This is a genomic window from Frateuria sp., from assembly GCF_035943815.1.
Taxonomy (GTDB): domain Bacteria; phylum Pseudomonadota; class Gammaproteobacteria; order Xanthomonadales; family Rhodanobacteraceae; genus Frateuria_A.
Genome location: NZ_DASZBU010000019.1, coordinates 247,545 through 273,130 on the forward strand (window position 1 = coordinate 247,545; position 25,586 = coordinate 273,130).

Consider the following 25,586-nt stretch of genomic DNA (forward strand, 5'->3'; position numbering starts at 1 on the left):
GCCGATCCCAAGGGCAGCCGCCAGGGCGCAATGAAAAAAGACTCCGTCATCAAGATCCTCTTCGTCGAGAAATCCGTCGAGGATGCCGAACAGATCATCAGCCTCCTGCGCAACGCCGGCATCGCGGTCCGCCCGGCGCGGGCGACCCAGGCCGACCAGATGCAGGCGGCACTGGACGATCTGGAACCCGACATCGTGCTGTTCGACCCGGCTGCCGGGCTGGAACTGCGCGAGGTGGTGCACATGCTCGACGCGCATGGCCGCGATGTGGCGCTGGTCGCGCTGGTCAACCAGCTCGATACCCAGAGCGTCGCCGAAATGTTCGCCGGCGGCATCCGCGGCACGGCGCTGCGCACCCAGCCCAAGCAGTTGATCGCGGTGCTGCAGCGCGAGTTCGAGGCCCTGCATACACGTCGCCAGGTGCGCCTGCTCGAGGCGGCGCTGCGCGAATCGGAGCGCCGCTGCGATGCATTGCTGGACTCCTCCGCCGACCCCATTGCCTACGTGCACGAGGGCATGCACGTGCGCGCCAACCGCGCCTACCTGGAAACCTTCGGCTACGAGGACTTCGACGACCTGCTCGGCCTGCCGGTGCTCGATCTGATCGGCACCGCCGATGCGGAGGCCTTCAAGAATCTGCTGCGCAGCCATTCGCGCAAGGAAAAAGCCGCCAGCCAACTCGAACTTCAGGCGCGCCGCGCCGACGCCAGCACCTTCAAGGCCACGGTGGAGTTCGCGCACGCCACCTTCGAGAGCGAACCCTGCCTGCAGATCGTGTTCCGCCGCCAGCAAGTCGATCCGGCGCTGATGGAGCAGTTGCAGCGCGACGCCGTCACCGGCCTGTACAACCGCGCCCGCACCCTGGAGTACATCGACGAGGCAGTATCTGCCGCAGCCAAGGGCAAGAAGGGCCAGACCCTGCTGCTGATCGAGCCGGACAACTGGCAGAACATCGTCGCCGGCATCGGCCTGGGCCAGGCCGACCAACTGCTTGCCGCCTTCGCCGGCCGGGTGAGCGGGCTGCTCGCCGAGGGCGACATGGCGGGCCTGCTGGCCGAGCACACCATCGGCGTGGTGCTCGATTCGCGCAGCGACGAGGCGATCAAGCAGTGGATCGATGCCTTGCTGCAGGCCATCGCCAGCGAGATTTTCGATGCCGGCGCCCGTTCGATCACGGTGGCCGCCAGCATCGGCGGCAGCCTGCTCAGCGAGAAGAACGCCAATTCCGAGCTGCTGCTCAACCAGGCCAGCCAGGCACTGCGCAACGCACAGAGCCAGGGCGGCGGCCGCATGGAGCTGCACGACCCGGCCGCGCGCGAGAAAGCAGAGGAAGAGCGCGAGCGTTACTGGCTGCAGCTGCTCCAGCAAGCACTGACCAACGACGGCTTCGTGCTCTATCACCAGCACACCATCAGCCTGCAGGATGCCGAGGGCGAATACTCCGAGGTGCTGCTGCGCATGAACGGCCCACAGGGCGAGGTTCTGCCGGGCTTCTTCATGCCGATCGCCGAAAAGCACCAGCTGACCCCGGCCATCGACCGCTGGGTGATCAACCGCGCCATCGACGTGCTCAAGGCGCGCGACGGACAGGGCGTGCAGACCACCTTCTTCGTCAAGCTGACCGCCGAGTCCATGCAGGACGCCAGCTTCCTGCTCTGGCTGGAAGACCGCCTCAAGCGGGCGGCGCTGCGCCAGGGCCAGTTGGTGCTGGAGATGACCGAGAGCAAGGTGGTCACGCTGCTGCGCCCCGCGCAGGACTTCATCGGCCGCTGGAAAAAGATGGGCGGCCGGTTCGCACTGGAGCAGTTCGGCTCGGGCCTCAATTCCTTCCAGTTGCTCGCCCACATCGATGCGGATTACCTCAAGATCGACCGCACCTACATGGCGCAGCTGCCGCAGCATCCGGAAAACCAGAAGAAGATCGGCGAGATCTGCGTGCAAGCCCACGAAATGAACCGGCTGACCGTGGCCGAGTGGGTCGAGGACGCCACCAGCACCTCGCTGCTGTTCGCCTGCGGCGTCGACTTCGTGCAGGGCAACTTCCTGCAGGAGCCGCAGCGGCTGCTGTAGTCGCGGGACCGCCGCAATCGAGTGCCAGCCGGCGCCGCCGCAGGCGGAAGGCCTGCCAGTGTGCGGCGCGGGCGCTCCGCAAGGGGCGATCTGAAATAGCGAGCGTTCCTTCCGGTCGCCGCGCATCCCATCAAAAAGCCCCGCAGATCGCTCTGCGGGGCTCGCATACGCCGGAGGCGCGCCAGCTTATTCGGCGGACGAAGCCTTCGAAGCGGCCTTGGCAGCCGAGACGGCGGCGATGTCTTCCTTGATGCGGGCGGCCTTGCCTTCCAGGCCACGCAGGAAGTACAGCTTGGCGCCGCGCACCTTGCCCTTGCGCTTGACCTGCACCGAATCGATCGCCGGGCTGTGCGCCTGGAACACGCGCTCCACGCCGGTGCCGTGCGAGATCTTGCGCACGGTGAAGGCCGAATGCAGGCCGCGGCTGCGCTTGGCAATGACGATGCCCTCGAACGCCTGCACGCGCTCGCGGTTGCCTTCCTTCACCTTGACGTTGACCACCACGGTGTCGCCGGGGCCGAATTCCGGCAGCTGGCGGGTGATCTGCTCGGCTTCGAACTGTTCGATGATCTTGTTCATGGCAACCTCTGTAGTTTTTGCTGCCATCCCTGGCAGCGAGAGTCGAAAAGCGGCCATCCATGGCCGCACTCTTCATTGTTACCCGTCGCGACCGTTCCGGCTGGTATGTTCGCGGTGGAATTCTTCCAGCAATGCGCGGGACTCCTTGTCCAACGCGCATTGCGCCAAAAGGTCGGGCCGTCGCAACCAGGTCCGTCCCAGCGACTGCTTCAGGCGCCAGCGGCGGATCGCCGCATGGTCGCCGGAGAGCAGTACCTCCGGCACGTCACCCAGTGCGTCGTGCACCGGCTTCGCGTAGTGCGGACAGTCGAGCAGCCCGTTCGAGAACGAATCCTGCTCGGCGGACTGTGCGTCGTTCAACGCACCTTCCTGCAGCCGGCCCACCGCGTCGATGATCACCGCGGCGCCCAGCTCGCCCCCGGACAGCACATAATCGCCGATGGAGAGCTCCTCGTCGACCTCGCGCGCCAGCAGGCGTTCGTCCACACCCTCGTAACGCCCGCAGAGCAAGGCGATGCGCGGCATCTTGGCCAGCGCTTCCACCCTGCCCTGCGTCAGCCGCGCTCCCTGCGGACTCAAGTAAATCACGTGCGCCGGTTCGGGCGCCGCCTCGCGCATGGCCTTCATGGCCGCCCGCAAGGGCTCGATCAGCATCACCATCCCGGGTCCGCCGCCGCAGGTGCGACCGTCCACGGTACGGTAGTTGTCGGTGGCGTAGTCGCGCGGGTTCCAGGTTTCCACCTGCAGCAACTGGCGTTGCTGCGCGCGTCCCACCACACCGACCTGAGCGCACTGGCGCATGAAGTCGGGAAACAGCGTGACGACATCGATGCGCATCGGATCCTCGATTCCTAGAACTCCGGATCCCAGTCCACCACCATGCGCCCGCCGGAAAGATCCACCGAACGCACGTAAGTCCCCTGGACGAAGGGCACCAGCCGCTCGCGCGTGCCGTCCCTCACCACCACCACGTCGTTGGCGCCGGTGGCGAACAGGTGGCTCACCCGTCCCAGCGACACTCCTTCGGTGGTGACGACCTCCAGTCCCTCGAGGTCGACCCAGTAATACTCGCCCTTGGCCGGAGGCGGCAGCAGCTCGCGGGCGACATGGATGTCCTGCCCCACCAGCGCTGCCGCCGTGTCCCGGTCGTCTACGCCCGGCAAATGGCAGACGAGCCCCTTGCCTTGCGGACGTCCCTGGATTCCGGTGATCTCCACCCCTTCGCCCGGCGCCTTTTCGAGCTGCCAGGGCTGGTACTTGAAGATCTGCGTGCGGGGCTCGGTCCAGGATTCGATCTTGAGCCAGCCCTGCACGCCGTACAGCCCGACGATGCGCCCGACCAGGACGCGCCGACCGGCTGCGGCCATCTTTAAGCGGCTGCCTGCTGCTTGCCGGCTTCCTTGAGCAGGGCTGCGACCTTGTCGGTCAGCTGGGCGCCCTTGCCCACCCACTCGTTCACGCGCTCGACGTTGAGCTCGAGGCGCTTGTCCTTGCCGGATGCGACCGGGTTGTAGAAGCCCACGTTCTCGATGCTGCGACCGTCGCGCTTGTTGCGCTGGTCGGTCACGACGACGTGGTAGAACGGACGGCCCTTGGCGCCGCCGCGCGAAAGACGAATCTTGACCATAAGTAAAAGCTCCAGAGGTGCCGGCGACACCGGCAGCACGCACGGGATCCGCGCGCGGTAAACGCGGCATTTTAGTGGAATTTCGGTAAAAGGGAAGCCCTGGACCAGCAGGCTGCCCGACGAGCCGCCACTCCCGGCGGCCCCGAAGCGCCGGTCAGCGCATCGGCGGAAAGCCGCCGCCCATTCCGCCCATGCCCTTCATGGCTCCGCGCATCTGTCGCAGCAGGCCCTTGGTGCCGCCCTTGGAGAGCTTGGACATCATCTTCTCCATTTGCATGTACTGCTTGAGCAGGCGGTTGACGTCGGCCGGCTGGGTGCCCGAGCCGCGCGCAACGCGGGCGCGGCGCGAGCCGTTGAGCAGGTCGGGGTGGCGGCGTTCCTTCGTCGTCATCGAGCCGATGATCGCCACCATGCGCTTGATCTCGTTGTCGTTGACCTTGGACTTGACGTTGTCGGGCAGGCTGGAGACGCCGGGCAGCTTGTCCATCAGGCCGGCGATGCCGCCCATGTTGTTCATCTGCTCGAGCTGGTCGCGCATGTCGTTCAAGTCGAAGCGCTTGCCCTTCATCACCTTCTGGGCAAGCTGCTGCGCCTTCTCCTGGTCGACCTTGCGCTCGACCTCCTCCACCAGCGAGAGCACGTCGCCCATGCCCAGGATGCGCTGGGCCACGCGATCGGGATGGAACGGCTCCAGCGCATCGGTCTTTTCGCCGGCGCCAAGGAACTTGATCGGCCGCCCGGTGATATAGCGCACGGACAATGCGGCGCCGCCGCGGGCATCGCCGTCGGTCTTGGTCAGCACCACGCCGGTGAGCGGCAGCGCCTCGCTGAAGGCCTTGGCGGTGGTGGCGGCGTCCTGGCCGGTCATCGAGTCGACCACGAACAGCGTCTCGACCGGCGTGATCGCGGCATGCAGCGCCTTGATCTCGCCCATCATCGCCTCGTCGATGTGCAGGCGGCCGGCGGTGTCGACCAGCAGCACGTCGACCACCTCGCGACGGGCGGCGGCGATCGCCGCCTTGGCGATGTCGACCGGGTTCTGGCCCGCCTCGGACGGGAAGAACTTCACGCCGACCTGCTCGGCCAGCGTGCGCAGCTGCTCGATGGCGGCCGGACGGTAGACGTCGCAGCTGACCACCATCACCTTCTTTTTTTTGCGCTCGGCCAGGAAGCGGGCGAGCTTGGCCACCGTGGTGGTCTTGCCCGCGCCCTGCAGGCCGGCCATCAGCACCACCGCCGGCGGCTGCTGGGCGAGGCTGAGCTCGGCGTTGGCCGTGCCCATCACCTTGGTCAGCTCGTCACTGACCACCTTCACCAGCGCCTGGCCCGGCGAGAGGCTCTTCAGCACCTCCTGGCCGACCGCGCGCACCTTCACCCGCTCGACTAGCGCCTGCACCACCGGCAGCGCGACGTCGGCTTCCAGCAGCGCGATGCGCACCTCGCGCAGGGATTCGCGGATGTTTTCCTCGGTCAGCCGCCCGCGCCCGCGCAGGCGGTTGACGGTGGCGGAGAGGCGTTGGCTGAGCGATTCGAACATGGCTGGCTGGGGCGATGCGGAAAACACCTAGTATACGGGACGCGACCACGACCCTCCTGCGCTCCGTACCGTGGCCGCCCGCACGGTGCATGCCGCGATCCAGGCCGATCCCGGCAATGCACCCTGCGCGGGCCGTGTGCCACACTTGCACGCCATGCTGCCTGCGCTCTCGATCTTCTCCATCGTCTGCTACCTGCTCGCCTGCGGCCTGCTGGCGCGGCCGCTGTTCGGGCCCGCGACGAGTGCACCGGCCGCATGGCAGCGCCCGGCCCTGGCGGTGGCGACGCTCGCGGTACTGGCGCATGCCGGCGTGCTGCTGGGGATGCACCGCGGCGCGCTGGACCTGCATTTCTTCGCGGCGCTGTCGCTGGTGGCCTGCGTGGTGTCCGCGCTCACCCTGCTGGTGAACCTCAGCCGCCCCGTCGCGGCGCTCGGCGTGGCGGTGTTTCCGTTGTCGGCGCTGCTGCTGGCCGTGGACAGCTTCCTGGCGCCGCCGACGATGCCGGTGGCGATGGACTGGCAGATCAAGCTGCACGTGACGGTGGCCCTGGTTGCGTTCAGCCTGCTCTCGATCGCGGCCCTGCTCGCCATCGGCCTGGCGATCCAGGACCGCGGGCTGCGCCACCGCCAGTTCGGTCCCTGGCTGCGCGCCCTGCCGCCGCTGACGCTGACCGAGATGCTGCTGTTCCGGCTGATCGGCGCCGGCTTCGCACTGCTGACGCTGACGCTGGTCACCGGTGCATTGTTCGTGGGCAACCTGTTCGGCCAGCACCTGGTGCACAAGACCGTGCTGTCGATCGTGGCCTGGCTGGTGTTCGGCGTGCTGCTCTACGGCCGCTGGAAGCACGGCTGGCGCGGGCGCCGCGCGGTCAACCTCACGCTGATCGGCATGGCGGTGCTGGTGCTTGCGTTCTTCGGTTCGAAGTTCGTGCTCGAACTTATCCTGCACCGGCCGGTGCCGCAGCTGTAGCAAGCGCCGGGGTGCTTGCGTCAGGCGTCGCGGCAGGCATCGATGGCCTGCGCCAGGCGCTCCACGCCGATCACTTCCATCTCCCCTACCCTCGCCTTCTTCGGCGCGTTGGCCTTGGGCACGATGGCGCGGCGAAAACCGTGGGTGGCCGCTTCCTTCAGGCGTTCCTCGCCATTGGGCACGGGGCGGATCTCGCCGGAAAGACCGACCTCGCCGAAGGCGATGGTCTTGTCCGGCAGCGGACGGTCGCGCAGCGAGGACAGCACCGCCAGCAGCACCGGCAGGTCTGCCGCGGTCTCCTGCACGCGGATGCCGCCGACCACGTTGACGAACACGTCCTGGTCGTAGGCCGCCACGCCGCCGTGCCGGTGCAGCACCGCCAGCAGCATGGCCAGGCGGTTCTGCTCCAGGCCGAGCGCCACGCGGCGCGGGTTGCCCAACGACGACTGGTCGACCAGCGCCTGCACCTCGACCAGCAGCGGGCGGGTGCCCTCGCGGGTAACCATCACGGCGCTGCCGGACGTCGGGCCCGAGTGCGCGGAAAGGAAGATCGCCGACGGGTTGGGCACCTCGCGCAGCCCCTTGTCCGACATGGCGAATACGCCCAGCTCGTTGACCGCGCCAAAGCGGTTCTTGAACGCCCGCAGCACGCGGAAACGGCTGCCCGACTCGCCCTCGAAGTACAGCACCGCGTCCACCATGTGTTCGAGCACGCGCGGGCCGGCGATGCCGCCCTCCTTGGTCACGTGGCCGACCAGGAACACGCTGGTCCCGGTCTCTTTCGCGAAGCGCGTGAGCTTGGCGGCCGACTCGCGCACCTGGCTGACCGAGCCCGGCGCCGCGGTGAGCAGCTCGGTCCAGATGGTCTGGATCGAGTCGATCACCAGCACGTGCGGCCGCGTGGCGATCGCCTGCTCCAGGATGCGCTCGATGCAGGTCTCGGCCAGCGCCTGCAGCGGCTCCAGCGGCAGGCCCAGGCGCTGCGCGCGCGCGGCCACCTGCGAGAGCGACTCCTCGCCGGTGACGTAGACGCTGGCCAGGTGCGCCCCCAGCGTGCCGAGCATCTGCAGCAGCAGGGTGGACTTGCCGATGCCCGGATCGCCGCCGATCAGCACCACCGAACCCTGCACCAGGCCGCCGCCGAGCACGCGATCCAGTTCACCGATACCCGTATGCGTGCGCGCCTCGGTGGTCATTGCCACCGCCGTGAGCGGGGTGACTTTGGCCGAACCGGCCGCCTGGCCGGCGTAGCTGGAGCGCTGCGCTCCCACCGAGGCCTTCGCCGTGGACGCCGGCGCCAGCACCACTTCGCTCAGCGTGTTCCACACGCCGCACTCGATGCACTGGCCCTGCCATTTGGAGTGCTCCGCACCGCAATCGGTACAGACGTAGGCGGTCTTGGCTTTGGCCATGGAGAGAGGTCCCGGTGTGAGCGGCGAGCTTAGCCCGGCTCCTTCGCACAGGGCGAGACGGCCGGCGCCGAAACGACCGTCAGCTTTCGTCCTCGACGAACAGCACGCGGCGGGTCATGCCGCAGGTGAGGTCGTAGCCGATGGTGCCGGCGTGGCGCGCGACGGTTTCCGCCGGCAGGTCTTCGCCCCACAGGGTGACGCGGTCGCCCACCCTGGCCTGCGGCGCCTCGCGCAGATCCAGCGTGATCAGGTCCATCGAGACGCGGCCTATCAGCGGCACGCGGGTATCGCCGACCAGCACCGGCGTGCCGCTGGCCGCGCTGCGCGGGTAGCCGTCGCCGTAGCCGACCGCGGCGACGCCTACGGCCATGTCCTCAGGGCACGTCCAGGTGCCGTTGTAGCCGATCGACTCGCCTTTGCCGGCGAGGTTGATGGCGATCAGCCGCGTGGCAAGTGTCATCGCAGGGCGAAAGCCGAAGTCGGCACCGCTTTTACCCTCCACCACCGACAGTCCGTACAGCAGGCCGCCGGTGCGCACCCAGTCGGCGCGCGCTTCGGGCCAGCCCAGCACGGCCGCGGAGTTGGACAGTGAGCGGGGGCCGTCCAGGCTGCGGGTGGCCGCGGCGAAGCGCTCGATCTGCGCGCGGGTCTGCGCGCCGCCGAAGACTTCCGAGTCGGAAAAGTGGCTGAGCAGGCCGATCTGCGGATCGAGCCCGGGCATCGCCGCGAGGCGCGCATGCACCTGCGCCACGCGCTCGGGGGCGAAGCCCAGGCGATGCATGCCGCTGTCGATCTTCAGCCACGCGCGCAGGCGGCCGCGGCCCGGCTTGGCTTCGGCCAGCCAATGCAATTGCGATTCATGGTGGATCGCCGCGTCCAGTTGCAGGCGCTGCATCTCCGCGATGTCGCCCGGCTGGTCCGGGCCAGACAGCACGACGATGCGCTGGCGGTGTCCGGCTGCGCGCAGGCGCAGGCCGTCGCCCAGCGCCGCCACGGCGAAACATTCCGCTTGCGCATCCAGTGCGCGGGCAACGCGCTCCAGGCCGTGGCCGTAGGCATCGGCCTTGACCACCGCCATGACTCGCGCAGGCGCGGCCATCGCCTGGATGCGCGCGAGGTTGTGGCGCAAGGCGCCCAGGTGGATGGTGGCGGTGGTGGTGCGGCTCATGGGTGGTGCCAGGGGAGTTCCGGGAAGCAGGACGCGCGGGACAACGACAAAGGCCTCGCCCTCTCCCCAACCCTCTCCCCCGGGGGTTGCCCGGGGGAGAGGGAGCTGTGCGTGGTATCGGCAGGCATCAATCGAAGGAGCCGACGAACGAATCCGGCGCGTAGTTCTCGAACTTGGTGTAGTGGCCAAGGAAAGTCAGCTTGACCGTGTCGGTAGGGCCGTTTCGCTGCTTGCCGATGATGATCTCGGCCAGGCCCTTGTCCGGCGATTCCTTGTTGTAGTACTCGTCGCGGTAGATGAACATGATCACGTCGGCGTCCTGCTCGATGGCGCCCGACTCGCGCAGGTCGGACATCATCGGGCGCTTGTCGGCACGCTGTTCCAGCGAGCGGTTCAACTGCGACAGGGCGATCACCGGCACGTTCAACTCCTTGGCGAGGCCCTTGAGTGAACGCGAGATTTCTGAAATCTCGGTGGCGCGGTTCTCCTTGTTCCCGGGCACCTGCATCAGCTGCAGGTAGTCGATCACGATCAGCCCCAGGCCGCCGTGCTCGCGATGCAGGCGGCGCGCGCGCGAACGCAGCTCCACCGGCGAGAGGCCGGGCGTGTCGTCGATGAAGATCTTGGCCTCGGAAAGGATCGCGATCGCGTTGGTCACGCGCGGCCAGTCTTCCTCGGACAGGTCGCCGTTGCGCAGGTGCTGCTGGTGGATGCGGCCGATCGAGGAGATCAGGCGGAAGGCTAGCTGCGAGGCGGACATTTCCATCGAGAAGATCACCACCGCCTTCTTCGCGCGCAGTGCGGCGGCCTCGGCGATGTTCACCGAGAAGGCGGTCTTGCCCATCGAGGGCCGCGCCGCGACGATGATCAGGTCCGACGGCTGCAGGCCGGAGGTCAGCTCGTCCAGATCGTTGAAGCCGGTTGAGATGCCGGTGAGCTGACCGCGGTTCTCGTAGCGCTCGGTGAGCAGGCGGAAGGCGTCCTTGACCGCCTCGCGCATGGACACCGAATCCTTCTTGCCGCGCGCACCGGACTCGGCGATCTTGAAAACCGCCTGTTCGGCGCTCTCCAGCACCTCCTGCACGCTCTTGCCCTCGGGACGATAGCCGTCCTCGGTGATCGAAGTGCCGGCGTCGATCAGCTGCCGCAGTACCGATTTCTCGCGCACGATGTCGCCATAGGCGGCGATGTTCGCCGCACTCGGCGTGGCGTTGGCCAGCTCGATCAGATAGCTCGCCCCGCCGACCATGTCTGCCAGGCCGTTGGCCTCGAACCAGTCGCCCAGGGTCACCGCGTCGCAGGGCATGCCCTTGTTGGCCAGCTCGTTGATCGCGCGCCAGATCAGCCGGTGGTCCTTGCGGTAGAAGTCGCCCTCGCCCAGCTTGTCGGCCACCTTGTCCAGCGCGTCGGGGGCGAGCATCAGGCCGCCCAGCACCGCCTGCTCGGCATCGATCGAATGCGGCGGCACGCGCAGCGCTTCGACGGCGGATGCGTGGCCGCTCTTGCGCTCGGGGACAAAGGACATGGGCTTGGTTTCCTCGCAGGCACCGTGCCGCCGCCAGTATGGCGGCGGCACGAGGGAAAGAGGATACGCGGCAGCCTCTCAGCCGACGAGACAATAAGTCTGTGGATAAGCTGTGGGGGGCGGTGGATAAACCGGCATGACCGAACCACCGAAACGCAGGCGGGCGTCCTTCTCCTCAGGCCTCAGCGGGCAACGCCTCGAGCGCCCGGAAGTCCTCGTCCGACAAGTCGAGCTGCGCCGCAGCGACGTTCTCGCGCAGGTGCGCCAGCTTCGAGGTGCCCGGAATCGGCAGCATCACCGGCGACCGCCTGAGCAGCCAGGCCAGCGCGACCTGGCCGTTGCTCGCGCCAAGGCGCCGGGCGACGCGGCTCAACGCCGAATCGGGCGCGGCCAGGTCCCCGGCGGCCAGCGGGTACCAGGGAATGAAACCGATGCCCTGCTGCGCGCAGTACTCCAGCACCGCCTCGCTCTTGCGGTTGGCCAGGTTGTAGAGGTTCTGCACGGTGGCGACGGGAAAGTGCCGCCGCGCCGCCTCGATCTCCTCCACGCCCACCTCGCTCAGGCCCACGTGGCGGATCAGGCCCTCCTTGCGCATGTCCGCGATCGCCTGGAACTGTTCATCGCGCGGCACCTTGGCGTCGATGCGGTGCAACTGCCACAAGTCGATGCGCTCCACGCCCAGCCGGCGCAGGCTCATCAGCACGCATTGGCGCAGGTACTCCGGGCGGCCTACCGGCGCCCAGATGTCCGGCCCGTGCCGGGTCAGGCCGCCCTTGGTGGCGATCAGCAAGCCCCGGTAAGGATGCAGCACCTCGCGGATCAGGCTTTCGCTCACCTCCGGGCCGTAGCTGTCGGCGGTATCGATGAGGTCGACGCCCAGCCCGGGCAGGGCGCGCAGCGTGGCGCGGGCGGCTTCCGGGTCCGCCGGTGCGCCCCAGATGCCCTTGCCGGTGATGCGCATGGCGCCGAATCCCAGCCGGTTGACCGGGATGTCGCCGCCGACTCGGAACTGACCGGCGGCCGCAGCATTGGGATTTTGCATGGGGGCACTCCCGTGATTCGCACTGATCCATGCATGGGGGCACGCGGCGGCCAGGCAAGCGCGCTCGTCAGGTGTCGTCGATCAGTCCTGCGTGACTCGCTCGCCGGCGGATACCGGACTCTCCGAACAGAGAAGGGTGCATCCAAGGCGGCCAGCACGGTGGAACGCCAACGGTCCAGGTCGCCTTCAGCGCAATTGGCTGTCCTTGCTGCCGCGGCGGTTGTAGCCGCTGACCGCGCGCTGCGCCTTGTCCTGCGCTTCCTGGCAGGCCACGCACAGGCGCACGCCGGGCACGGCCTTGCGGCGCGCCTCGGGAATCGGCGCATCGCAGTCCTCGCAGTGGCTCAGGCTCGGCCCCTGCGGCAGCTTGCTGCGTGCGCGCTTGATCGCGTCCTTGACGGTCGCGTCGATCTGGTCCTGCACGGCGCCGTCGCCGGCCCAGCCGATGGCCATGGCGGTCTCCCGAAAAAACGAGTCGGTCCCGGATGTTACCTTGGGCGAGGTGAACGCCGGCTCGGCACCGGCCGCAGCGGGAGGACGCATGCCCATCACCAGCGCGGGCATCCTGATGTACCGCCAGCACGACGGTGGAGTGCAGGTGCTGCTCGCCCACCCGGGCGGCCCGTTCTGGCGCCGCCGCGACGGGGGCGCCTGGATGCTGCCCAAGGGCGAGCTGCTGCCCGGGGAAGCGGCCGAGGCCGCCGCGCGGCGCGAGTTCGAGGAAGAGCTCGGCGCGCCGGCCGACGGGCCGCTGCATCCGCTGGGGCGCCTGCGCCAGCGCGGCGGCAAATGGGTCGAGGCCTTCGCGCTCGAGGGTGATTTCGACCCGGACGCGCTGCGCAGCAACCTGTTCGAACTGGAGTGGCCGCCGCACAGCGGCCAGCGCGCAAGCTTCCCCGAAATCGACCGCGTCGCCTGGTTCGCGCTGGCACAGGCACGCGGAAAAATCCTGCCCAGCCAGGAAGCGTTGCTCGACCGGCTGGAGGCCGGACTGGCGCGCGGCTGGTAGCCGTCGCACAAAGCCCGCTCACACAGCCTCGCCCGGCGCATGGCTTGAATGAGGCGATGGACGCTTCCGGCAGCCCCGTGCGACTGTTCTGCGACGCCATGCTCGCCAGCCTCGCACGCTGGCTGCGCGCGGCCGGCTACGACACGGGCCTGGCACCGGTCGACGCGACCGACCGGGCCGTGCTGGATGCGTGCCGTGCGCAATCGCGGATCCTGCTGACGCGCGACCGGCACCTGGCCGCGCACGCGGGCAAGGGCGTCATGGTCCTGCTGCTGGTAAGCGACGGGCTCGACGCGCAGGCGGCCGAGCTGGCCACGGTGCTCGGCATCGACTGGACCCGCGCGCCGTTCAGCCGCTGCCTGCTCGACAACACGCCCCTGCGCGAAGCCACGGCGGACGAACGCACACGCGTGCCACCGCGGGCGCGCGACTTGCCCGGCCCCTTCCGCGCATGCCCGGCCTGCAGCCGGATCTACTGGCCCGGCAGCCACGTGCGGCGGATGCAGGCGCGGATGCAGCTATGGAGCGGACAGGCCACATCCAAGCCAGGCTGACCGCGGATCAGGCGACCACCACTCCCTCGCCCTGCTTGCCGGCGACCACGCAGTTGCGTCCTGCGCGCTTGGCCCGGTAGAGCGCGTGATCGGCATCCATCAGGAGCTGGCGCAGCTCGTAGCCGGACTCGACGGTGAACGCCACGCCGAAGCTTGCCGATACCGGAATCCCCGGCTCGTCCTGGTCGCTCAGCATGGCGATGGCACGACGGATGGCCTCGGCCCGTTCGATGCCGGCATCCGGCGTGCACTCGGGCAGCAGCACTCCGAACTCCTCCCCGCCGAGTCGGCCGAATACGTCGGTGGAGCGCACGTACTCCTGGCAGGCCTGCACCGCCCGCCGCAGCACCTGGTCGCCCATCGCATGGCCGTAGGTGTCGTTGATCAGCTTGAAATGGTCCAGGTCGATCAGCACCAGGCTGGCGCCACGTGCCGAACGTTCCACGTAACGCAGCGCGTGCTCGGCTTCGCTCATGAAATGCTTGCGGTTGTAGATGCCGGTGAGGCTGTCGCACTGGGCCATGCGCATGAACCGCAGCTGCGAACGCTTCAGGCGCAGCAGCCACAGGCCGATGGCCAGCAGCCCCAGCGCGAGCACGGCGATGTACAGCCGGCTGGCCTCCATCGCCTTGCGGTCGAGTGCCCGCTGCAGTTGCAGGATCCTGTTCCGTTTGGCCAGCGCGTCGACTTCGGCCTTCCTGGCCTGCACCTGCTGCTTGACCACCTGGTAAGCCATGGCCTTTGCGCTGACATCGTCCAGATAGGCCTTGTCGGCTTCCATGTAGCGTGCGTGCCAGTCCAGCGCCGACTTGAAGTCGCCGCGTTGCTGGTCGATCTGGTAGAGGGTCTTGCAGGCCATGCGCAGCGGATCGGTGAACTCGCCTGGCGTACTCGCCTGCCAGGCCGCCAGGGCATAGGTGCGCGCCTTGCTGGATTGCCCCATGGCGAGGTACGCCTGCGCGAGCAGTGCATCGAAGCGCAGGATGGTGATCAGGTATTGGTCATGGCGCACACTCGAATAGTGCTTCTCGAGCACCGACACGGCCTCGTCCGGATGGCCGCTCTGGATCAGCACACTGCCGATATCGGCACGCAGCGCATTGGCGAATACCGACTCCCCTGCCCGGGCACAGTTGTCGACGGCCTCTTGTGCCTGCTCGTCGCCCCTGCCCAGCTGACCGCTGCTGTAGCGCGCGTGCTCGATGAAATAGGAGGCCTTGCACGCGGTCTCCCCCGAGGGGATGACATCCAGCATCTGTCTGGCGTAGTCCGCCCCCAGATCGTACTGGCCCGCCGCAATCAGCAACTGGGCGATCTCGCCGAGTCCCTGCCATCGCAGTTCACGGTCGCTGACCCGGGGCAACTGTTCGATCAGCTGATTCAGCTGGGCGAACGCATCCTGGTAGCGGTGCACCGCGCCCAGAACGTTGATCAGCGTCGCCGTTGCACGGAATCGCAGCGTAGCGTCCGGCGTATCGCGGATAATCGCGGTCAGCGACGTTCGCGCACCACCGTAGTCGCCCAAATAGTCGAGCTGCCAGGCGTCCAGATACTTCAGGAGGAGACGCTGCTCTTCGCTGAGCGTGGCTTCGCGACGATGCAACTGGTCCAGCAGCGAAACGAACGCCGGGTTGTCCGACGTCTTCAGGTGGTCTGCCCGCACCAGCATGCGGTTGATTTCACCGGGTTCCGGTACGGTGGCCCCGAACACCGGCGCCAGGAAAAGAGCCAGGCAACACACGCTCCCCGCCCACCAGAGCCGGCTCCGAGGAGACCCAGACATGATGCGGACCACGAGGGGAAGGCGAAATGGCAGCCGGTCAGACGCTGCCATCCCGGTCAGGCGGCGATTCCTCGCCTTCCTCCCCGTCGGCTGGCGCCTCTTCCTCTTCGACCGGCATGATCACGCTGAACTGCGCCCCCGCCCCCATCAACCGCTGGAGCTCCATGCGATCGCCCGACAGCATCGCCGCACGCATGGCCCCATCGATCTGTTCCGCCGCCAGCGCCTGCTCGAGTTCCTGCCGGGGGGCATCGCGCAACCCGGCGTCCGTCCCCATCCTCTCGAGGATATCGATCACGTCCTTCATAAGCCCCCCTTCCTGACCTGGTATGCGGGAAAACCGCCCCCGCGGCAACCGCACAACCATATCGATCATAGCCTGCTTCGCCGCCATTGAGCGGCTACCGGGCAAAATCCTGGCTTTCTACGCCGTAGCGTGCTCAGACGCGGCATCCAGGGCCGCCAGTCGCGCCCGGATCTGCAGGTCAGGTTCCATGGCCCGCGCCGGCGGAATGGCCAGAGTGTCGGTCATGCCAAGCTGAGCCCCGGGCAGCGCGCGCAGCGTCGTGCGCTCGATCCGGGGCTGGCCGACCGGCAGTGTCGCAGCCTGGTAGACGATTACCTCGTGCTCCATCGGATAGTCTCGCGCCAGCACATCGACCAGCACCTGGCGGTACGCGGCGCCGGTAGAGAAGCGTTTGAGCGAACGGTCGCCCGCCAGGCCCGCCTGCCACAGGACCAGCCACGCGCTCGGATCGATCCGGCGCCTGAAGACCAATAGCTGGCTCGCCTCGAAGTGCTGGCAGCCGCAGGTTCCCGGATCTATACCAAGGTCCGCGTACAGGCAGTCCTCGGCCGAGATGCCCGGCTCCATGCGTGCGTGGTAACCCTCGCTGCGCGCCGTTTCGATGGCCTTGTGGGGCACCCAGGCGAATACCCCGGGATGGCCGTAGAACACGCCGCAGACTCGCCTGCCCGCACGTACCTCAACGAGCATCGCCTCCACCATCTGCCGGTACGTGCGCATGCGCGATTTGCCATGGGCGTAATACGGTTGCAGGCTGCGCACGTCCGCGTGCATGCGCTGCAACCAGCGCTCGACGAGGCCATCCGATACGCCGAGGAACACGACGTCCGCCTGCTCGATGTAGCTGCGCGCCAACGGGCTGATGTGCGAACCAAGAGTCATCCCGATGCCAACGCAGACCAGACGGCCGACACCCTTGTGCGTATTCATGCCGGGTTCCCTGTCCCGCGATGGCGCAACGGCCGATATCGACGAGTGTGCCAAGACACCTATGCACGCGTCATCCAGCGCATGAGGCCGAAGAGAACGCCCGACGTTCGCCAGGCCCGATAGATCGTTTCTTTCCCCCCAGCGCGGCTGGGTACTGATCGACTGCGGAATCAGACTGGCTCGTTGCACGCAGACGCATCTGCGTCGCCCGGAGGCATGGGCATGCTGTTGAGACCCTGCCGCATGCGTGGCGGCGGCCCGCCGTAGGTCATCCAGCGCCACAGCCACTCCAGCGGACCGTAACGGAAGCGTGCCAGCCACAGATGGCTCAGCAGCACCTGGGCGCCGAAGATCAGCGCCCAGGCACCGAGTACACCGGCCATACCCCAACGAGGGCCCAGGCCCAGCCCGATGCCGTAGAACAGCATGACACCGAACACGCTCTGGGAAAGATAGTGCGTCAAGGCCATGCGGCCCACGGGCGCCAGCACGCGCAGCCGGCGCTGCCAGGCCGGGCGCTGGTACAGGAGCACGAAGCCTGCCGCATACCCGATGCCAAGGGCCAGGGGAGCAATGCCCTCGAGTATGGGAACGACCAGTTCGCGCGCGCCAGCGTCAAGTTGCAGCGGTGCCTTTTCCGCCCATGAAAGCAACTGTGTGGCCATGCCGATCGACAGGCCCCACATGCACAGGCGACGTAGCAGCGGCAGATGCTCGAGCGGCCGCTGCAGCAGCCCACGCCGCCCCGCCCAAAGGCCGAGCAGGAAACGGCCCAGCACGAAGCTCACCAGCGCGAGGCTGGATATGCGCTCCCAGCCCGAGAACACCAGGTTGGCATGTAGCGCGCGCGTCCACGAGGACGAAGTGAACGCCGCGGCGCTGGCTGCCGACACTTCGCCCAGCCCCGGCATGGCCGACAAAAACGAATGCATCCACGGCCTGAGCAGCGAAGGCAACGCCACCGACGTGACGACGCCAAGTGCGACCAACGCGCGATCGGGCAGCCGCACGAACGCCAGCATCAGCAGGCCGACCACCGCATAGGTCAGCAGGATGTCGCCCCACCAGACGAAGAAACCATGCACGGCGCCGATGGCGGCCAACACCAGCAGCCGGCGGGCGTAACGCGCGATCCCGCTCGCGCCGCGCGCCCTGGCACGCTCGATCTGCAGCGCGAAACCCAAGCCGAACAACAATGAAAAGAGCGTAATGAACTTGATGTTGACCAACCACTCCGCCACTGCGACGGCCACGCCATCGAACGCAGCGGTCGGCAGGGCCGCTTGTCGCGAAGCGGGAAGCAGGGCGTAGACGCTCAGGTATTCGAGATTGATCAGCAACACACCCGCGAGCGCGAATCCCCGCAGGGCGTCGATCAGCGAGTAGCGCTCCTCGGGCGCCACGGGGCTTGTGAGAGGTGCCTGCATGCGCGAATCCTGAAGGCGCTCGCCCGATTTTTCTACCCCAGGCTGCGTTTTTCTCCGCCAAACCGGAACCGCCGGCTCAGGTCTTCCCACGGCGGACAGAAATCCTCAGCGGTTCACGGCCATGCCACACCCATGGGTATGCAATAGCAGGCTTACCAATGGAGGCGCGCCATGACCAACATCCTCGATACCTTGAAGACCGAGCACGACCAGTTACGCGAGCTGTTTGCCCAGATCAACAAGACCGCCGATTCCGAAGCCGACGCCCGCCACGACCTGCTCAAGCGCATCGAGGCGCTGCTGATCCCGCATTCCAAATGGGAGGAGACGGTGTTCTATCCCGCCTTCGAGGATCGGGCCGACCACGAGCAGCAACTGATCTACGCGGAGGCGATCCAGGAGCATCGCGCGGTCGAGCTGGCGGTGCTGCCGGACATCCATGCCGCCGACGTGGACTCGCGCCAGTTCGCCGGTTCCGTGCAGGTGTGCGGCGAGATGGTCAAGCACCACGCCCATGAGGAAGAAACCAAGATGTTCGACACGGCGCGCGAGCTGTTCAGCGCCGCGGAGCTGGCCGACTTCGACCGCGAGTACGCCCGCTGGAAGGACTCCTCCGGCGCCGACGCCATCACCAGCTACGCCAAGGTGAAGACCGCGGCGATGGCCTTCATGCGCAATCCGGAGTCACCGGCCTGAGCGGCCTCCCCTGCATGCATGTCCGCCTTGCGCTGGCGTGCCAGGCCCGGCCTTTCCGCCCGCACGCGGTGGCTGCGCCGCACAGCCCTGCTCTGCGCTGGCCAGGAGTCCTGTGAACGGCCTGATCGATGCTGTGCAATGGCCGGCGATGGCGATCACGCTGGTAGCCGCGTGGCTGGTCGGCTCGCTGTCGCGACGCAAGCGCACCTGGGGTTTCTGGTGCTTCGTGCTGAGCAACCTGCTGTGGGTGGCCTGGGGCTGGCACGACCACGCATGGGCCCTGATCGGCCTGCAGGCGGGCCTGTTCCTGTTCAACCTGCGCGGCGTCCTGAAGAACGATGACGCGCTCTCGGCGGAGCGCGCTCGCTGATTCGCGTGGAGGCGTGCGGGCCGTCAGGTGCGACGCCGGCGCAACACCCATAGCGCCAGTGCCGCTCCGGCCAGTCCGAAGGCAGCCGCACGCGCACGCGGCGAGCGGCGCACGTCGTCCGCCAGGCCTTCGGCCACGTTTACCCGGTCGGCCAGCAGCAGGAGCATCCAATGGCTCAGGTCGCTTTCGCTGCGGCGGAACGCGCGCCGGCGGATCCAGCCGCTGAGGCCCTTGGGCGGTGCGCTGGTGCCGAACACGGGCGTGATGCCGGGCCGCTCGATCGAGTGCAGTACCTCCACCGTGCGCGGCTGCTGGGAAGGGCGGTCCCAGTGCAGCCCGTCCAGCCGCGGCGGCGTGCGCTCCATCGGCACGGCCGGCCGCTTGGCGGGGTCGAGGTCCACGCCCCAGTCGGGGATGTGCGAATGGTCGGTCGCCTGGTTCATGGATCGCCTCAGTGCAAGTGGGTGGATGGGGGGCGGGCGACCGGCGTGGGCGGGTCGATGCGGCCGGCGCGCGGTGGAATCAGCAGGGTCTTGATGCAGCCGTCCTGCTTGGCGGAGAAGCGGTGGTAGGCCTCGTCCACCTCCTCCAGCGGCACGCGATGGGTGATCAGCTCGCGCGGCTTGAGCCGCCCGGCGCGCACGTGCTCGATCAGGTGCGGCAGGTGGCGCTTGACGCTCGCCTGGTTCATGCGCAGCGTCAGGCCCTTGTTCATCGCGCTGCCGATAGGCACGGCGTTGAAGGTGGGCCCGTAGACGCCCACGATCGATACGTTGCCGCCGCGGCGCACCGAGTTGATCGCCCAGTGCAGCGCGGTGGCGGCGCCGGCCTGTAGCTTCAGCGTCACGCCGGTCAGGGTCTGCATGAAGTTCCCGTCGGCCTCGCAACCGACCGCGTCGATGCATACGTCCGCACCCCGCCAATCGGTCATCTTCTTGAGGTGCAGCGCCATGTCGTCGACCTCGCGGAAGTTGATCGTTTCGGCTTGCGCGAAGCGACGCGCGAATTCGAGGCGATAGTCGTACTGGTCCACCACGATGACGCGGCCCGCTCCCATCAGCCACGAGCAGCGCGCCGCCATCAGGCCGACCGGACCGGCGCCGAACACGACGACCGTGTCGTTCTCGTGGATGTCGCCCATCTCGGCGGCCTGGTAGCCGGTCGGCACCACGTCGGTGAGCAGCACCGCGTCCTCGACGTGGATGTCCGACGGGATCACCGTGGGGCCGATGTCCGCGAAGGGCACGCGCACGTATTCGGCCTGCCCACCGTCATAGCCGCCGGCCGTGTGCGAGTAGCCGTAGGCCCCGCCGACCGCGGTAGCCTGCGGGTTGACGTTCTCGCAATTGCCATAGAGCTCGTGCGAGCACGAGGCGCAGGTGCCACAGAAGACGTTGAACGGCACCAGCACGTGGTCGCCTGCCTTGAGATTGCGCACGTTGGCGCCGACCTCTTCCACGACGCCGGTGAACTCGTGGCCGAAGATCGAACCCACACGCGTATCGGGCACCAGGCCGTGGTAGAGGTGCAGGTCCGAGCCGCAGATGCACGCCCGCGTCACGCGCACGATGGCGTCGTCCGGATGCTCGATGACGGGCTCGGGCACGCGCGCCGCACGCACGCGATAGGGCCGCCGGTAGGTGGTGGCAAGCATGATGTGTCTCCCACGTGCGCGCTGCGCTCGATGAGTAGGGAAACTAACCGCGTGCATGTCGTCGCCGCGGGAAAGGCCCGCATGGTTCTCTCCGACGCGCACGGTCTGTGTCGCCGGCAGACAGGCACCCGCTGCGAAAACCTTGCACGGGCATCACCCGTGCTGAACGCGCCGCTCCCTATAACTGGCTGTGCCTGCAATCGGCAGGCTTGGAGGAAAACCCGAATGAACGACAACCGCATCGAAGGCACCAAGCACGAGGTCAAGGGCGCCGTGAAGGAAGGGGTCGGCAAGCTGACAGGCAACACCTCCAAGGAAGTGGCTGGCAATCTCGAGAAGAACGCCGGCAAGGTGCAGAAGAACGTCGGCCAGGCGCAGGACGAGATCGATAACGACCTGGACGACTGAGGCACCCACTAAGCGCCCGGCGCGCACCGCGCCGGGCGCTGGGGCGTGGTGACAATCGGCGCACGCCGCGGTCACCTCGACACGCGAAGGATGGCGAAGCCCACGGCATGCCGGAGGGTTGCCACCGGAAGGCGCCTCCCCATGACACCCACCGCGTGTCCACATGCCCAACTCATCCGCCGCACGCGCTTCATGATCGCCGTGCACGAAGCGTCCCGAACGATCTCGCTGATCGCTCGCGAGGACATCGAACTGCAACAGATTCCCGATCACGTGATGATCGGCGCCCCGGACCCTGTGCCTCCTTCGGCGGCGCCCTTTGCGGCGCCGGTACCGGCGCGGCGTGCTGCTGGGCCTGATCGCCGTCGCGGTGCCGCCGCTCGGTGTGTGCCCTTGGCCTGCGCGACCGCCATCGCGCTGACCGGCGCGGCGGTCGCGCTGGACCGGTGCGCTGGTGGATACCGACGTGCCCGATGCGGGCATCGCCAGTTAAGGACGAGATAGACCAGGGCCGAGTCCTGGTGGCCGTCGACGCCTCCAAGGATGTCCTGGGCAACGGCCTACCCCGCCCTGCTCGTCACCGGCGCCAGGCAGCTGCCGCTGCACGCGCACCCGGAAGTGCCGCAATTGGCCGGTGCTGCTTAGCGAGCAGCGTCAGGCGCGATGGTAGGGATGGCCGGCCAGCAGCGTGCTGGCGCGGTACAGTTGTTCGACCAGTACCAGGCGCACCAGCATGTGCGGCAGGGTGAGCGGGCCCAGCGACCAGCGCTGGTCGGCGCGCGCCAGCACCTCGGGTGCATGGCCGTCCGGACCGCCGATCAGGAACGCCAGGTCGCGGCCGGCCATGCGCCAGTTCGCCAGCTGGGCGGCCAGTTCCTCGCTGGACCAGGTCTTGCCGCGGCCATCGAGTGCGACCACGTGGATATCGCGCGGCAGGGCGGCGAGGATCGCCTGGCCCTCCTCGTGCATCGCGCGGGCGTCATCGCGGCCCTTGCCGCGCGCACCCGGTTTGAGCTCCACCAATTCCAGCGGCAGTTCGTGCGAGAGGCGCTTGCGATACTCGGCGAAGCCCTCGGCCACCCAACTGGGCATGCGTTCGCCGATGGCGATCATCCGAACGCGCATGGTCAGTCGATGAGATCGGCGCGCAGCACCACGTTCGCCTCCTCTCCCCCGCTCTTGATCAAGGACGGGGGAAAGGACGGAGGTGAGGGTGCGCGGCTCGCGGGGACAGTCATCAAAGGATTGCTCTGGGAAGCGGCACGCGCTTCGTAGCAAGGGGGTCGCAAGAGTGGCCCTTCACCCGGCTGTTCCCCCAGAAGGGAAAGGAAGCAAAAGCGCGTCAGCCGGCGCTCGCCGCGTCCATCCCCGGCTCGCGGTCGCCTACCGTCCACAGCCGCTCCAGGCCATAGAACTCGCGGATGCGCGGCAGCATGACGTGGACGATGACGTCGCCCAGGTCCACCAGCACCCACTCGGCTTCCTGCTCGCCCTCGACACCGAGCGGCATCACGCCCGCCTTCTTGGCGAACTTGACCACTTCGTCGGCGATCGACTTGACGTGCCGGGCCGAGGTGCCCGAGGCGATCACAAGCAGATCGGCGATGGAGGTCTTGCCGCGGACGTCGATCTCGCGGATGTCCTTGGCCTTGAGTTCTTCCAGCGCGTCGATCACGTGCTTGCGTAGTTGGTGGGCGTCGGCGGGCTTCCTGGCGGCGGCGACGGAAGACTGGCTGCGGGGGGACATGCTCAAGCGGAAGTGCCTCGGGGCGTGCGTAGGGCGCGGAATGGCGCAGGCGGAGTATAACCGCGCCGATTCAACGGCACGTCAAGCGAGCGAGCGGCGGGCTGCGGCGTACTCGGCCATCAGTACGCTGACCAGCTCGGCGGCTGGCATCGGACGCACCCGGGCAGCCGCCTGCCCGCACCACTCGGAAAGCAGGTCACCTCGCCCGGCGGCGGCCGCCGCACGGCGCAGCGGGGTCGTCAGCGCATTGAGCACCGGGTAGGGAGGCAACTGGCCGACGAACGGCGCCATCGCCTCCACGAAGCGGTTGCGCAAACCGCGCGCAGCCCGGCCGGAGAAGCTGTAGATGGTGCCGACGCGGTGGTCTTGGGCCTGCGGCAGGTCGCGCTTCCACGCCTCCGCCGCGGCCGACTCCGGGCAGGCGAGGAAGGCCGTGCCTAGCTGGCTGGCATCGGCGCCCAGCACTTGCGCGGCGAGCATGCCGCGCCCGTCCATGATGCCGCCGGCGGCGATGACCGGAATGTCGACCGCGGCCACCGCCGAGGGCAGCAGCGCGAACAGGCCGATCAGCGCCTCCTCGGGCGCGTGCAGGAAGGTGCCGCGATGACCGCCCGCCTCGGCGCCCTGCACGCACACCGCATCGGCGCCGCGCCCGGCCCATGCGCGCGCCTCGGCCACGCTGGTGGCGGTGCCGACCACGCGGATGCCCAGCGCCTGCAGGCGACGCACCTCGGCCGCATCGATCAGGTCGAAGGCGAAGCTCGCCACCGCCGGACGAGCTTCGCGCAGGGCGGCCAACTGGTCGGAGAACACCGGCGCCCAGCGCGCGGGCCGCTGCGTGCGCACGTCCAGGCCCTCGCACTCCATCAACGCATCGAGACGTCGGCGGATCGCGTCCACCTGCGCCTCATCGACCTCGAACGCGTCCGGCAGCACGAACAGGTTGATGGCGAAAGGCCGGGCGGTGGCCGCGCGGATCTGCGCCGCCTGGTCGAGCAGCGCCTGCGGCTCCAGATAGCCGGCGCCGAGCGAGCCCAGGCCGCCGGCGGCGCTCACCGCGGCGACGAGTGCCGGTGTGTTCGAGCCGGACATCGGCGCCTGGATCAGCGGATGCTCGACACCCAGCGAACCGAGGAAGGCGGACATGGCGTGCTCCTTTGCGGGGAGCGGCCATTGTCGCGCCGGATCACCCTGCGCGGCAGGGTGGCTCGCCATCCAGCGTGTGCGGGCGATCGACCGCACGCGCCCGCGCCGCGGGCGCGGGCGCGGGCGCGGGCGCGGGCGCGGCGAAGGCGAAGGCGAAGGCGAAGGCGGCAGCCTGCGCAGGTTTCACCCGGCGCGACCGACCCGTACGTGCGCCGAAAGCAGCCGGCCGCCGAGGGCGGCATTGGCCCCGACCACCAGCGCCACAGCCAGTGCGTGCAGCAGCAGATCGGTGGCCGCCGCGTCGAAGGCGTGGCAGATCTCCAGCAGGCTGGCCGAGGCGGCGGCGCTGGCCAGCCCCACCAGCACCGCGGTGAGCACCGGCCGCAGCGGACAAGCGCGCCGCAGCAGCACGATCAGCAGCGCCGAAAGCGGCAGCGAGAAACCCACGATGAAGAACAGGCAATCGCCCGCCTGGGGCAGGCTGGCGACCTCGGTGGCCGGCGCGACCCACACGCGCAGGCAGCCCAGCCCGCTGGCGCCGATCCACAGCAACGTCGGTGGCAGCGGCAGCCAGGCCCAGGCCGTGGAGCGACCAGGCACACCCAGCGCGAACGATGCCCACGCCGCGCTGATCGCGGTAAGCACCGCGCCCAGCCCAGCCCAGCCAAGGTCCGGCGCACCGGCCCAGCGCTCGAGCATCGGCGCGGTGCCGTAGCGGCCCACCAGCACCACCGCGATGGCCGCCACGGCGCACAGCCAGCCCAGCGTGCGCAGCCACGGCGGCCGCAGCCGGCGCACTGGCGCCAGGCCGGCGCCGAGCGCGGCGATCAGGCGGTCGTGGGCGTGCGGATCGGCCATCGGTCTAGTCGTCTCCATGGAAGCGCTGGCGCAGGGCCTTCAGCGCGCGATGCAGGTTCACCTTGAGCGCTCCGGTGGAGCGGCCGGTATGCAGCGCCGCCTCCTCCAGCGAAAGCTCCTTCAGGCCGAGCTGCTCGACCGCCTCGCGCTGGCCCGGCGGCAGTTCGGCGATGGCCGCGCGCAGCCGCTGGGCCTGTTGCGCCTGTTCGCTGCCGGCGCTGGCGTCCGTTTCGTCGGGATGCAGCGCGAGCGCCAGTTCGTCTGCCACCTCGCGATGCGCCTGCCGGCCGCTGCGCCGCAGCCCATCGATCGCCCGCCGGGCGGCCAGCGCCGCCAACCAGGCGTCGTAGGAGCGCGCAGGATCGTAGGTGTGGCGCACGCGATGAATGGTCAGCAGGGTCTCCTGTACCACGTCGTCCAGTTGGTCGTGGGCGACGCCCTGCCGGCGTGCGACGACGCGGATCAGCGTCACCGAATCGGCCAGCACGCGCTCGTAGGCGCGCCGGTCGCCCGCCTGGGCAGCCGCCATCCACGCCGCGCGGCGGCGTTCGGGGGTCTCGCTGGCAGGTTCGGCTGGCACGGCCGGATCGATGCTCGCCCGGAGGGGAAAGCACGCATCTGGAACCATGAAGCCGGCAGCGGTCAAGTCCGGCATCGGGGCGATGTTGGAGGCATGCGTTGGATTCGCCGCATCCGGCACCCCGGTTACGCCGTATGTTGGAACGTGTGCGATCGGCTCCTCACGCCGCGACGAGCCTACGCAGCCA

Annotated in this window: 28 protein-coding genes; 7 read left to right on the top strand and 21 right to left on the bottom strand. The window is 68.4% G+C overall.

The window, feature by feature from the left end:
* Positions 1 to 30: 30 nt before the first annotated feature.
* On the top strand, positions 31 to 2,070 hold the full coding sequence (locus VGU65_RS14935; RefSeq protein ID WP_327477026.1) for an EAL domain-containing response regulator: 2,040 nt from the start codon (positions 31 to 33) through the stop codon (positions 2,068 to 2,070).
* A 186-nt stretch (positions 2,071 to 2,256) separates the two neighbouring features.
* Here VGU65_RS14935 and rplS read toward each other — a convergent pair whose 3' ends face one another.
* From rplS to ffh, 5 genes are all read right to left on the bottom strand, one after another.
* The gene (rplS, locus tag VGU65_RS14940; RefSeq protein WP_327477027.1) at positions 2,257 to 2,649 is read right to left on the bottom strand and encodes a 50S ribosomal protein L19; all 393 of its coding nucleotides are present in this window, start codon (positions 2,647 to 2,649) and stop codon (positions 2,257 to 2,259) included.
* Between the two features lie 78 nt (positions 2,650 to 2,727).
* Positions 2,728 to 3,486, bottom strand: coding sequence for a tRNA (guanosine(37)-N1)-methyltransferase TrmD (gene trmD / locus VGU65_RS14945; protein ID WP_327477029.1), 759 nt, complete (start codon positions 3,484 to 3,486; stop codon positions 2,728 to 2,730).
* 14 nt (positions 3,487 to 3,500) lie between these two features.
* Positions 3,501 to 4,016: a ribosome maturation factor RimM gene (gene rimM / locus VGU65_RS14950; RefSeq protein WP_327477031.1), complete on the bottom strand. Its 516-nt coding sequence runs from the start codon at positions 4,014 to 4,016 to the stop codon at positions 3,501 to 3,503.
* A 2-nt stretch (positions 4,017 to 4,018) separates the two neighbouring features.
* On the bottom strand, positions 4,019 to 4,276 hold the full coding sequence (gene rpsP / locus VGU65_RS14955; protein WP_091333189.1) for a 30S ribosomal protein S16: 258 nt from the start codon (positions 4,274 to 4,276) through the stop codon (positions 4,019 to 4,021).
* A 154-nt stretch (positions 4,277 to 4,430) separates the two neighbouring features.
* Positions 4,431 to 5,813 carry a signal recognition particle protein gene (ffh, locus tag VGU65_RS14960; protein WP_327477036.1) on the bottom strand — a complete coding sequence of 461 codons (1,383 nt, stop codon included), beginning with the start codon at positions 5,811 to 5,813 and terminating at the stop codon, positions 4,431 to 4,433.
* Between the two features lie 154 nt (positions 5,814 to 5,967).
* Here ffh and VGU65_RS14965 point away from each other — a divergent pair, with 154 nt between their 5' ends.
* A complete protein-coding gene (locus VGU65_RS14965; RefSeq protein ID WP_327477038.1) occupies positions 5,968 to 6,783 on the top strand; it encodes a cytochrome C assembly family protein in 816 nt (271 codons plus the stop codon).
* A gap of 20 nt (positions 6,784 to 6,803) precedes the next feature.
* Here VGU65_RS14965 and radA read toward each other — a convergent pair whose 3' ends face one another.
* The 5 genes from radA to VGU65_RS14990 form a co-directional block, all read right to left on the bottom strand.
* Positions 6,804 to 8,195 (bottom strand): DNA repair protein RadA, encoded by a 1,392-nt coding sequence (radA, locus tag VGU65_RS14970; RefSeq protein ID WP_327477040.1) that lies wholly within the window; start codon positions 8,193 to 8,195, stop codon positions 6,804 to 6,806.
* Between the two features lie 79 nt (positions 8,196 to 8,274).
* The gene (gene alr / locus VGU65_RS14975; RefSeq protein WP_327477042.1) at positions 8,275 to 9,363 is read right to left on the bottom strand and encodes an alanine racemase; all 1,089 of its coding nucleotides are present in this window, start codon (positions 9,361 to 9,363) and stop codon (positions 8,275 to 8,277) included.
* Positions 9,364 to 9,490: 127 nt separating this feature from the next.
* The gene (locus VGU65_RS14980; protein ID WP_327477044.1) at positions 9,491 to 10,888 is read right to left on the bottom strand and encodes a replicative DNA helicase; all 1,398 of its coding nucleotides are present in this window, start codon (positions 10,886 to 10,888) and stop codon (positions 9,491 to 9,493) included.
* A 175-nt stretch (positions 10,889 to 11,063) separates the two neighbouring features.
* Positions 11,064 to 11,930 carry an aldo/keto reductase gene (locus VGU65_RS14985; RefSeq protein WP_327477046.1) on the bottom strand — a complete coding sequence of 289 codons (867 nt, stop codon included), beginning with the start codon at positions 11,928 to 11,930 and terminating at the stop codon, positions 11,064 to 11,066.
* A 186-nt stretch (positions 11,931 to 12,116) separates the two neighbouring features.
* Positions 12,117 to 12,383, bottom strand: a complete 267-nt coding sequence (locus VGU65_RS14990; RefSeq protein ID WP_327477048.1) for a DksA/TraR family C4-type zinc finger protein — start codon at positions 12,381 to 12,383, stop codon at positions 12,117 to 12,119.
* An 88-nt stretch (positions 12,384 to 12,471) separates the two neighbouring features.
* Between VGU65_RS14990 and VGU65_RS14995 the strand changes: the two genes are divergently transcribed.
* Both VGU65_RS14995 and VGU65_RS15000 read left to right on the top strand, forming a co-directional pair.
* Entirely contained in the window at positions 12,472 to 12,939 is a 468-nt protein-coding gene (locus VGU65_RS14995; RefSeq protein WP_327477050.1) for an NUDIX hydrolase, read from the top strand.
* 56 nt (positions 12,940 to 12,995) lie between these two features.
* The gene (locus VGU65_RS15000; protein ID WP_327477052.1) at positions 12,996 to 13,493 is read left to right on the top strand and encodes a Mut7-C RNAse domain-containing protein; all 498 of its coding nucleotides are present in this window, start codon (positions 12,996 to 12,998) and stop codon (positions 13,491 to 13,493) included.
* A gap of 7 nt (positions 13,494 to 13,500) precedes the next feature.
* On the opposite strand, the gene VGU65_RS15005 is transcribed toward VGU65_RS15000, so the two are convergent.
* The 4 genes from VGU65_RS15005 to VGU65_RS15020 all read right to left on the bottom strand — a co-directional run bounded on the left by VGU65_RS15005 (position 13,501) and on the right by VGU65_RS15020 (position 17,940).
* The gene (locus VGU65_RS15005; protein WP_327477054.1) at positions 13,501 to 15,162 is read right to left on the bottom strand and encodes a GGDEF domain-containing protein; all 1,662 of its coding nucleotides are present in this window, start codon (positions 15,160 to 15,162) and stop codon (positions 13,501 to 13,503) included.
* A gap of 151 nt (positions 15,163 to 15,313) precedes the next feature.
* The gene (locus tag VGU65_RS15010; RefSeq protein ID WP_327477056.1) at positions 15,314 to 15,583 is read right to left on the bottom strand and encodes a hypothetical protein; all 270 of its coding nucleotides are present in this window, start codon (positions 15,581 to 15,583) and stop codon (positions 15,314 to 15,316) included.
* A 117-nt stretch (positions 15,584 to 15,700) separates the two neighbouring features.
* Complete coding sequence (locus VGU65_RS15015; RefSeq protein WP_327477058.1) at positions 15,701 to 16,513, bottom strand: SAM-dependent methyltransferase; 813 nt, start codon at positions 16,511 to 16,513, stop codon at positions 15,701 to 15,703.
* 170 nt (positions 16,514 to 16,683) lie between these two features.
* Positions 16,684 to 17,940 (bottom strand): DUF418 domain-containing protein, encoded by a 1,257-nt coding sequence (locus VGU65_RS15020; protein ID WP_327477060.1) that lies wholly within the window; start codon positions 17,938 to 17,940, stop codon positions 16,684 to 16,686.
* Positions 17,941 to 18,111: 171 nt separating this feature from the next.
* Here VGU65_RS15020 and VGU65_RS15025 point away from each other — a divergent pair, with 171 nt between their 5' ends.
* Positions 18,112 to 18,636, top strand: a complete 525-nt coding sequence (locus VGU65_RS15025; RefSeq protein WP_327477062.1) for a hemerythrin domain-containing protein — start codon at positions 18,112 to 18,114, stop codon at positions 18,634 to 18,636.
* 112 nt (positions 18,637 to 18,748) lie between these two features.
* Entirely contained in the window at positions 18,749 to 19,006 is a 258-nt protein-coding gene (locus VGU65_RS15030) for a hypothetical protein (protein ID WP_327477064.1), read from the top strand.
* Between the two features lie 23 nt (positions 19,007 to 19,029).
* Here VGU65_RS15030 and VGU65_RS15035 read toward each other — a convergent pair whose 3' ends face one another.
* The gene (locus tag VGU65_RS15035) at positions 19,030 to 19,449 is read right to left on the bottom strand and encodes a hypothetical protein (RefSeq protein ID WP_327477066.1); all 420 of its coding nucleotides are present in this window, start codon (positions 19,447 to 19,449) and stop codon (positions 19,030 to 19,032) included.
* An 8-nt stretch (positions 19,450 to 19,457) separates the two neighbouring features.
* Complete coding sequence (locus tag VGU65_RS15040; protein ID WP_327477068.1) at positions 19,458 to 20,660, bottom strand: zinc-dependent alcohol dehydrogenase; 1,203 nt, start codon at positions 20,658 to 20,660, stop codon at positions 19,458 to 19,460.
* A gap of 225 nt (positions 20,661 to 20,885) precedes the next feature.
* On the opposite strand from VGU65_RS15040, the gene VGU65_RS15045 reads away from it, so the two are divergent.
* On the top strand, positions 20,886 to 21,068 hold the full coding sequence (locus VGU65_RS15045) for a CsbD family protein (RefSeq protein ID WP_327477070.1): 183 nt from the start codon (positions 20,886 to 20,888) through the stop codon (positions 21,066 to 21,068).
* A 654-nt stretch (positions 21,069 to 21,722) separates the two neighbouring features.
* Here the strand turns inward: VGU65_RS15045 and rlmH are convergent.
* The 5 genes from rlmH to VGU65_RS15070 form a co-directional block, all read right to left on the bottom strand.
* The gene (rlmH, locus tag VGU65_RS15050) at positions 21,723 to 22,193 is read right to left on the bottom strand and encodes a 23S rRNA (pseudouridine(1915)-N(3))-methyltransferase RlmH (RefSeq protein WP_327477072.1); all 471 of its coding nucleotides are present in this window, start codon (positions 22,191 to 22,193) and stop codon (positions 21,723 to 21,725) included.
* A 217-nt stretch (positions 22,194 to 22,410) separates the two neighbouring features.
* The gene (rsfS, locus tag VGU65_RS15055; protein ID WP_327477271.1) at positions 22,411 to 22,815 is read right to left on the bottom strand and encodes a ribosome silencing factor; all 405 of its coding nucleotides are present in this window, start codon (positions 22,813 to 22,815) and stop codon (positions 22,411 to 22,413) included.
* Between the two features lie 81 nt (positions 22,816 to 22,896).
* Positions 22,897 to 23,961, bottom strand: a complete 1,065-nt coding sequence (locus tag VGU65_RS15060; RefSeq protein ID WP_327477074.1) for an NAD(P)H-dependent flavin oxidoreductase — start codon at positions 23,959 to 23,961, stop codon at positions 22,897 to 22,899.
* Between the two features lie 183 nt (positions 23,962 to 24,144).
* Positions 24,145 to 24,819, bottom strand: coding sequence for an NrsF family protein (locus VGU65_RS15065; RefSeq protein ID WP_327477076.1), 675 nt, complete (start codon positions 24,817 to 24,819; stop codon positions 24,145 to 24,147).
* A 4-nt stretch (positions 24,820 to 24,823) separates the two neighbouring features.
* Positions 24,824 to 25,348 (bottom strand): sigma-70 family RNA polymerase sigma factor, encoded by a 525-nt coding sequence (locus VGU65_RS15070; RefSeq protein WP_327477273.1) that lies wholly within the window; start codon positions 25,346 to 25,348, stop codon positions 24,824 to 24,826.
* Between the last annotated feature and the right edge of the window lie 238 nt (positions 25,349 to 25,586).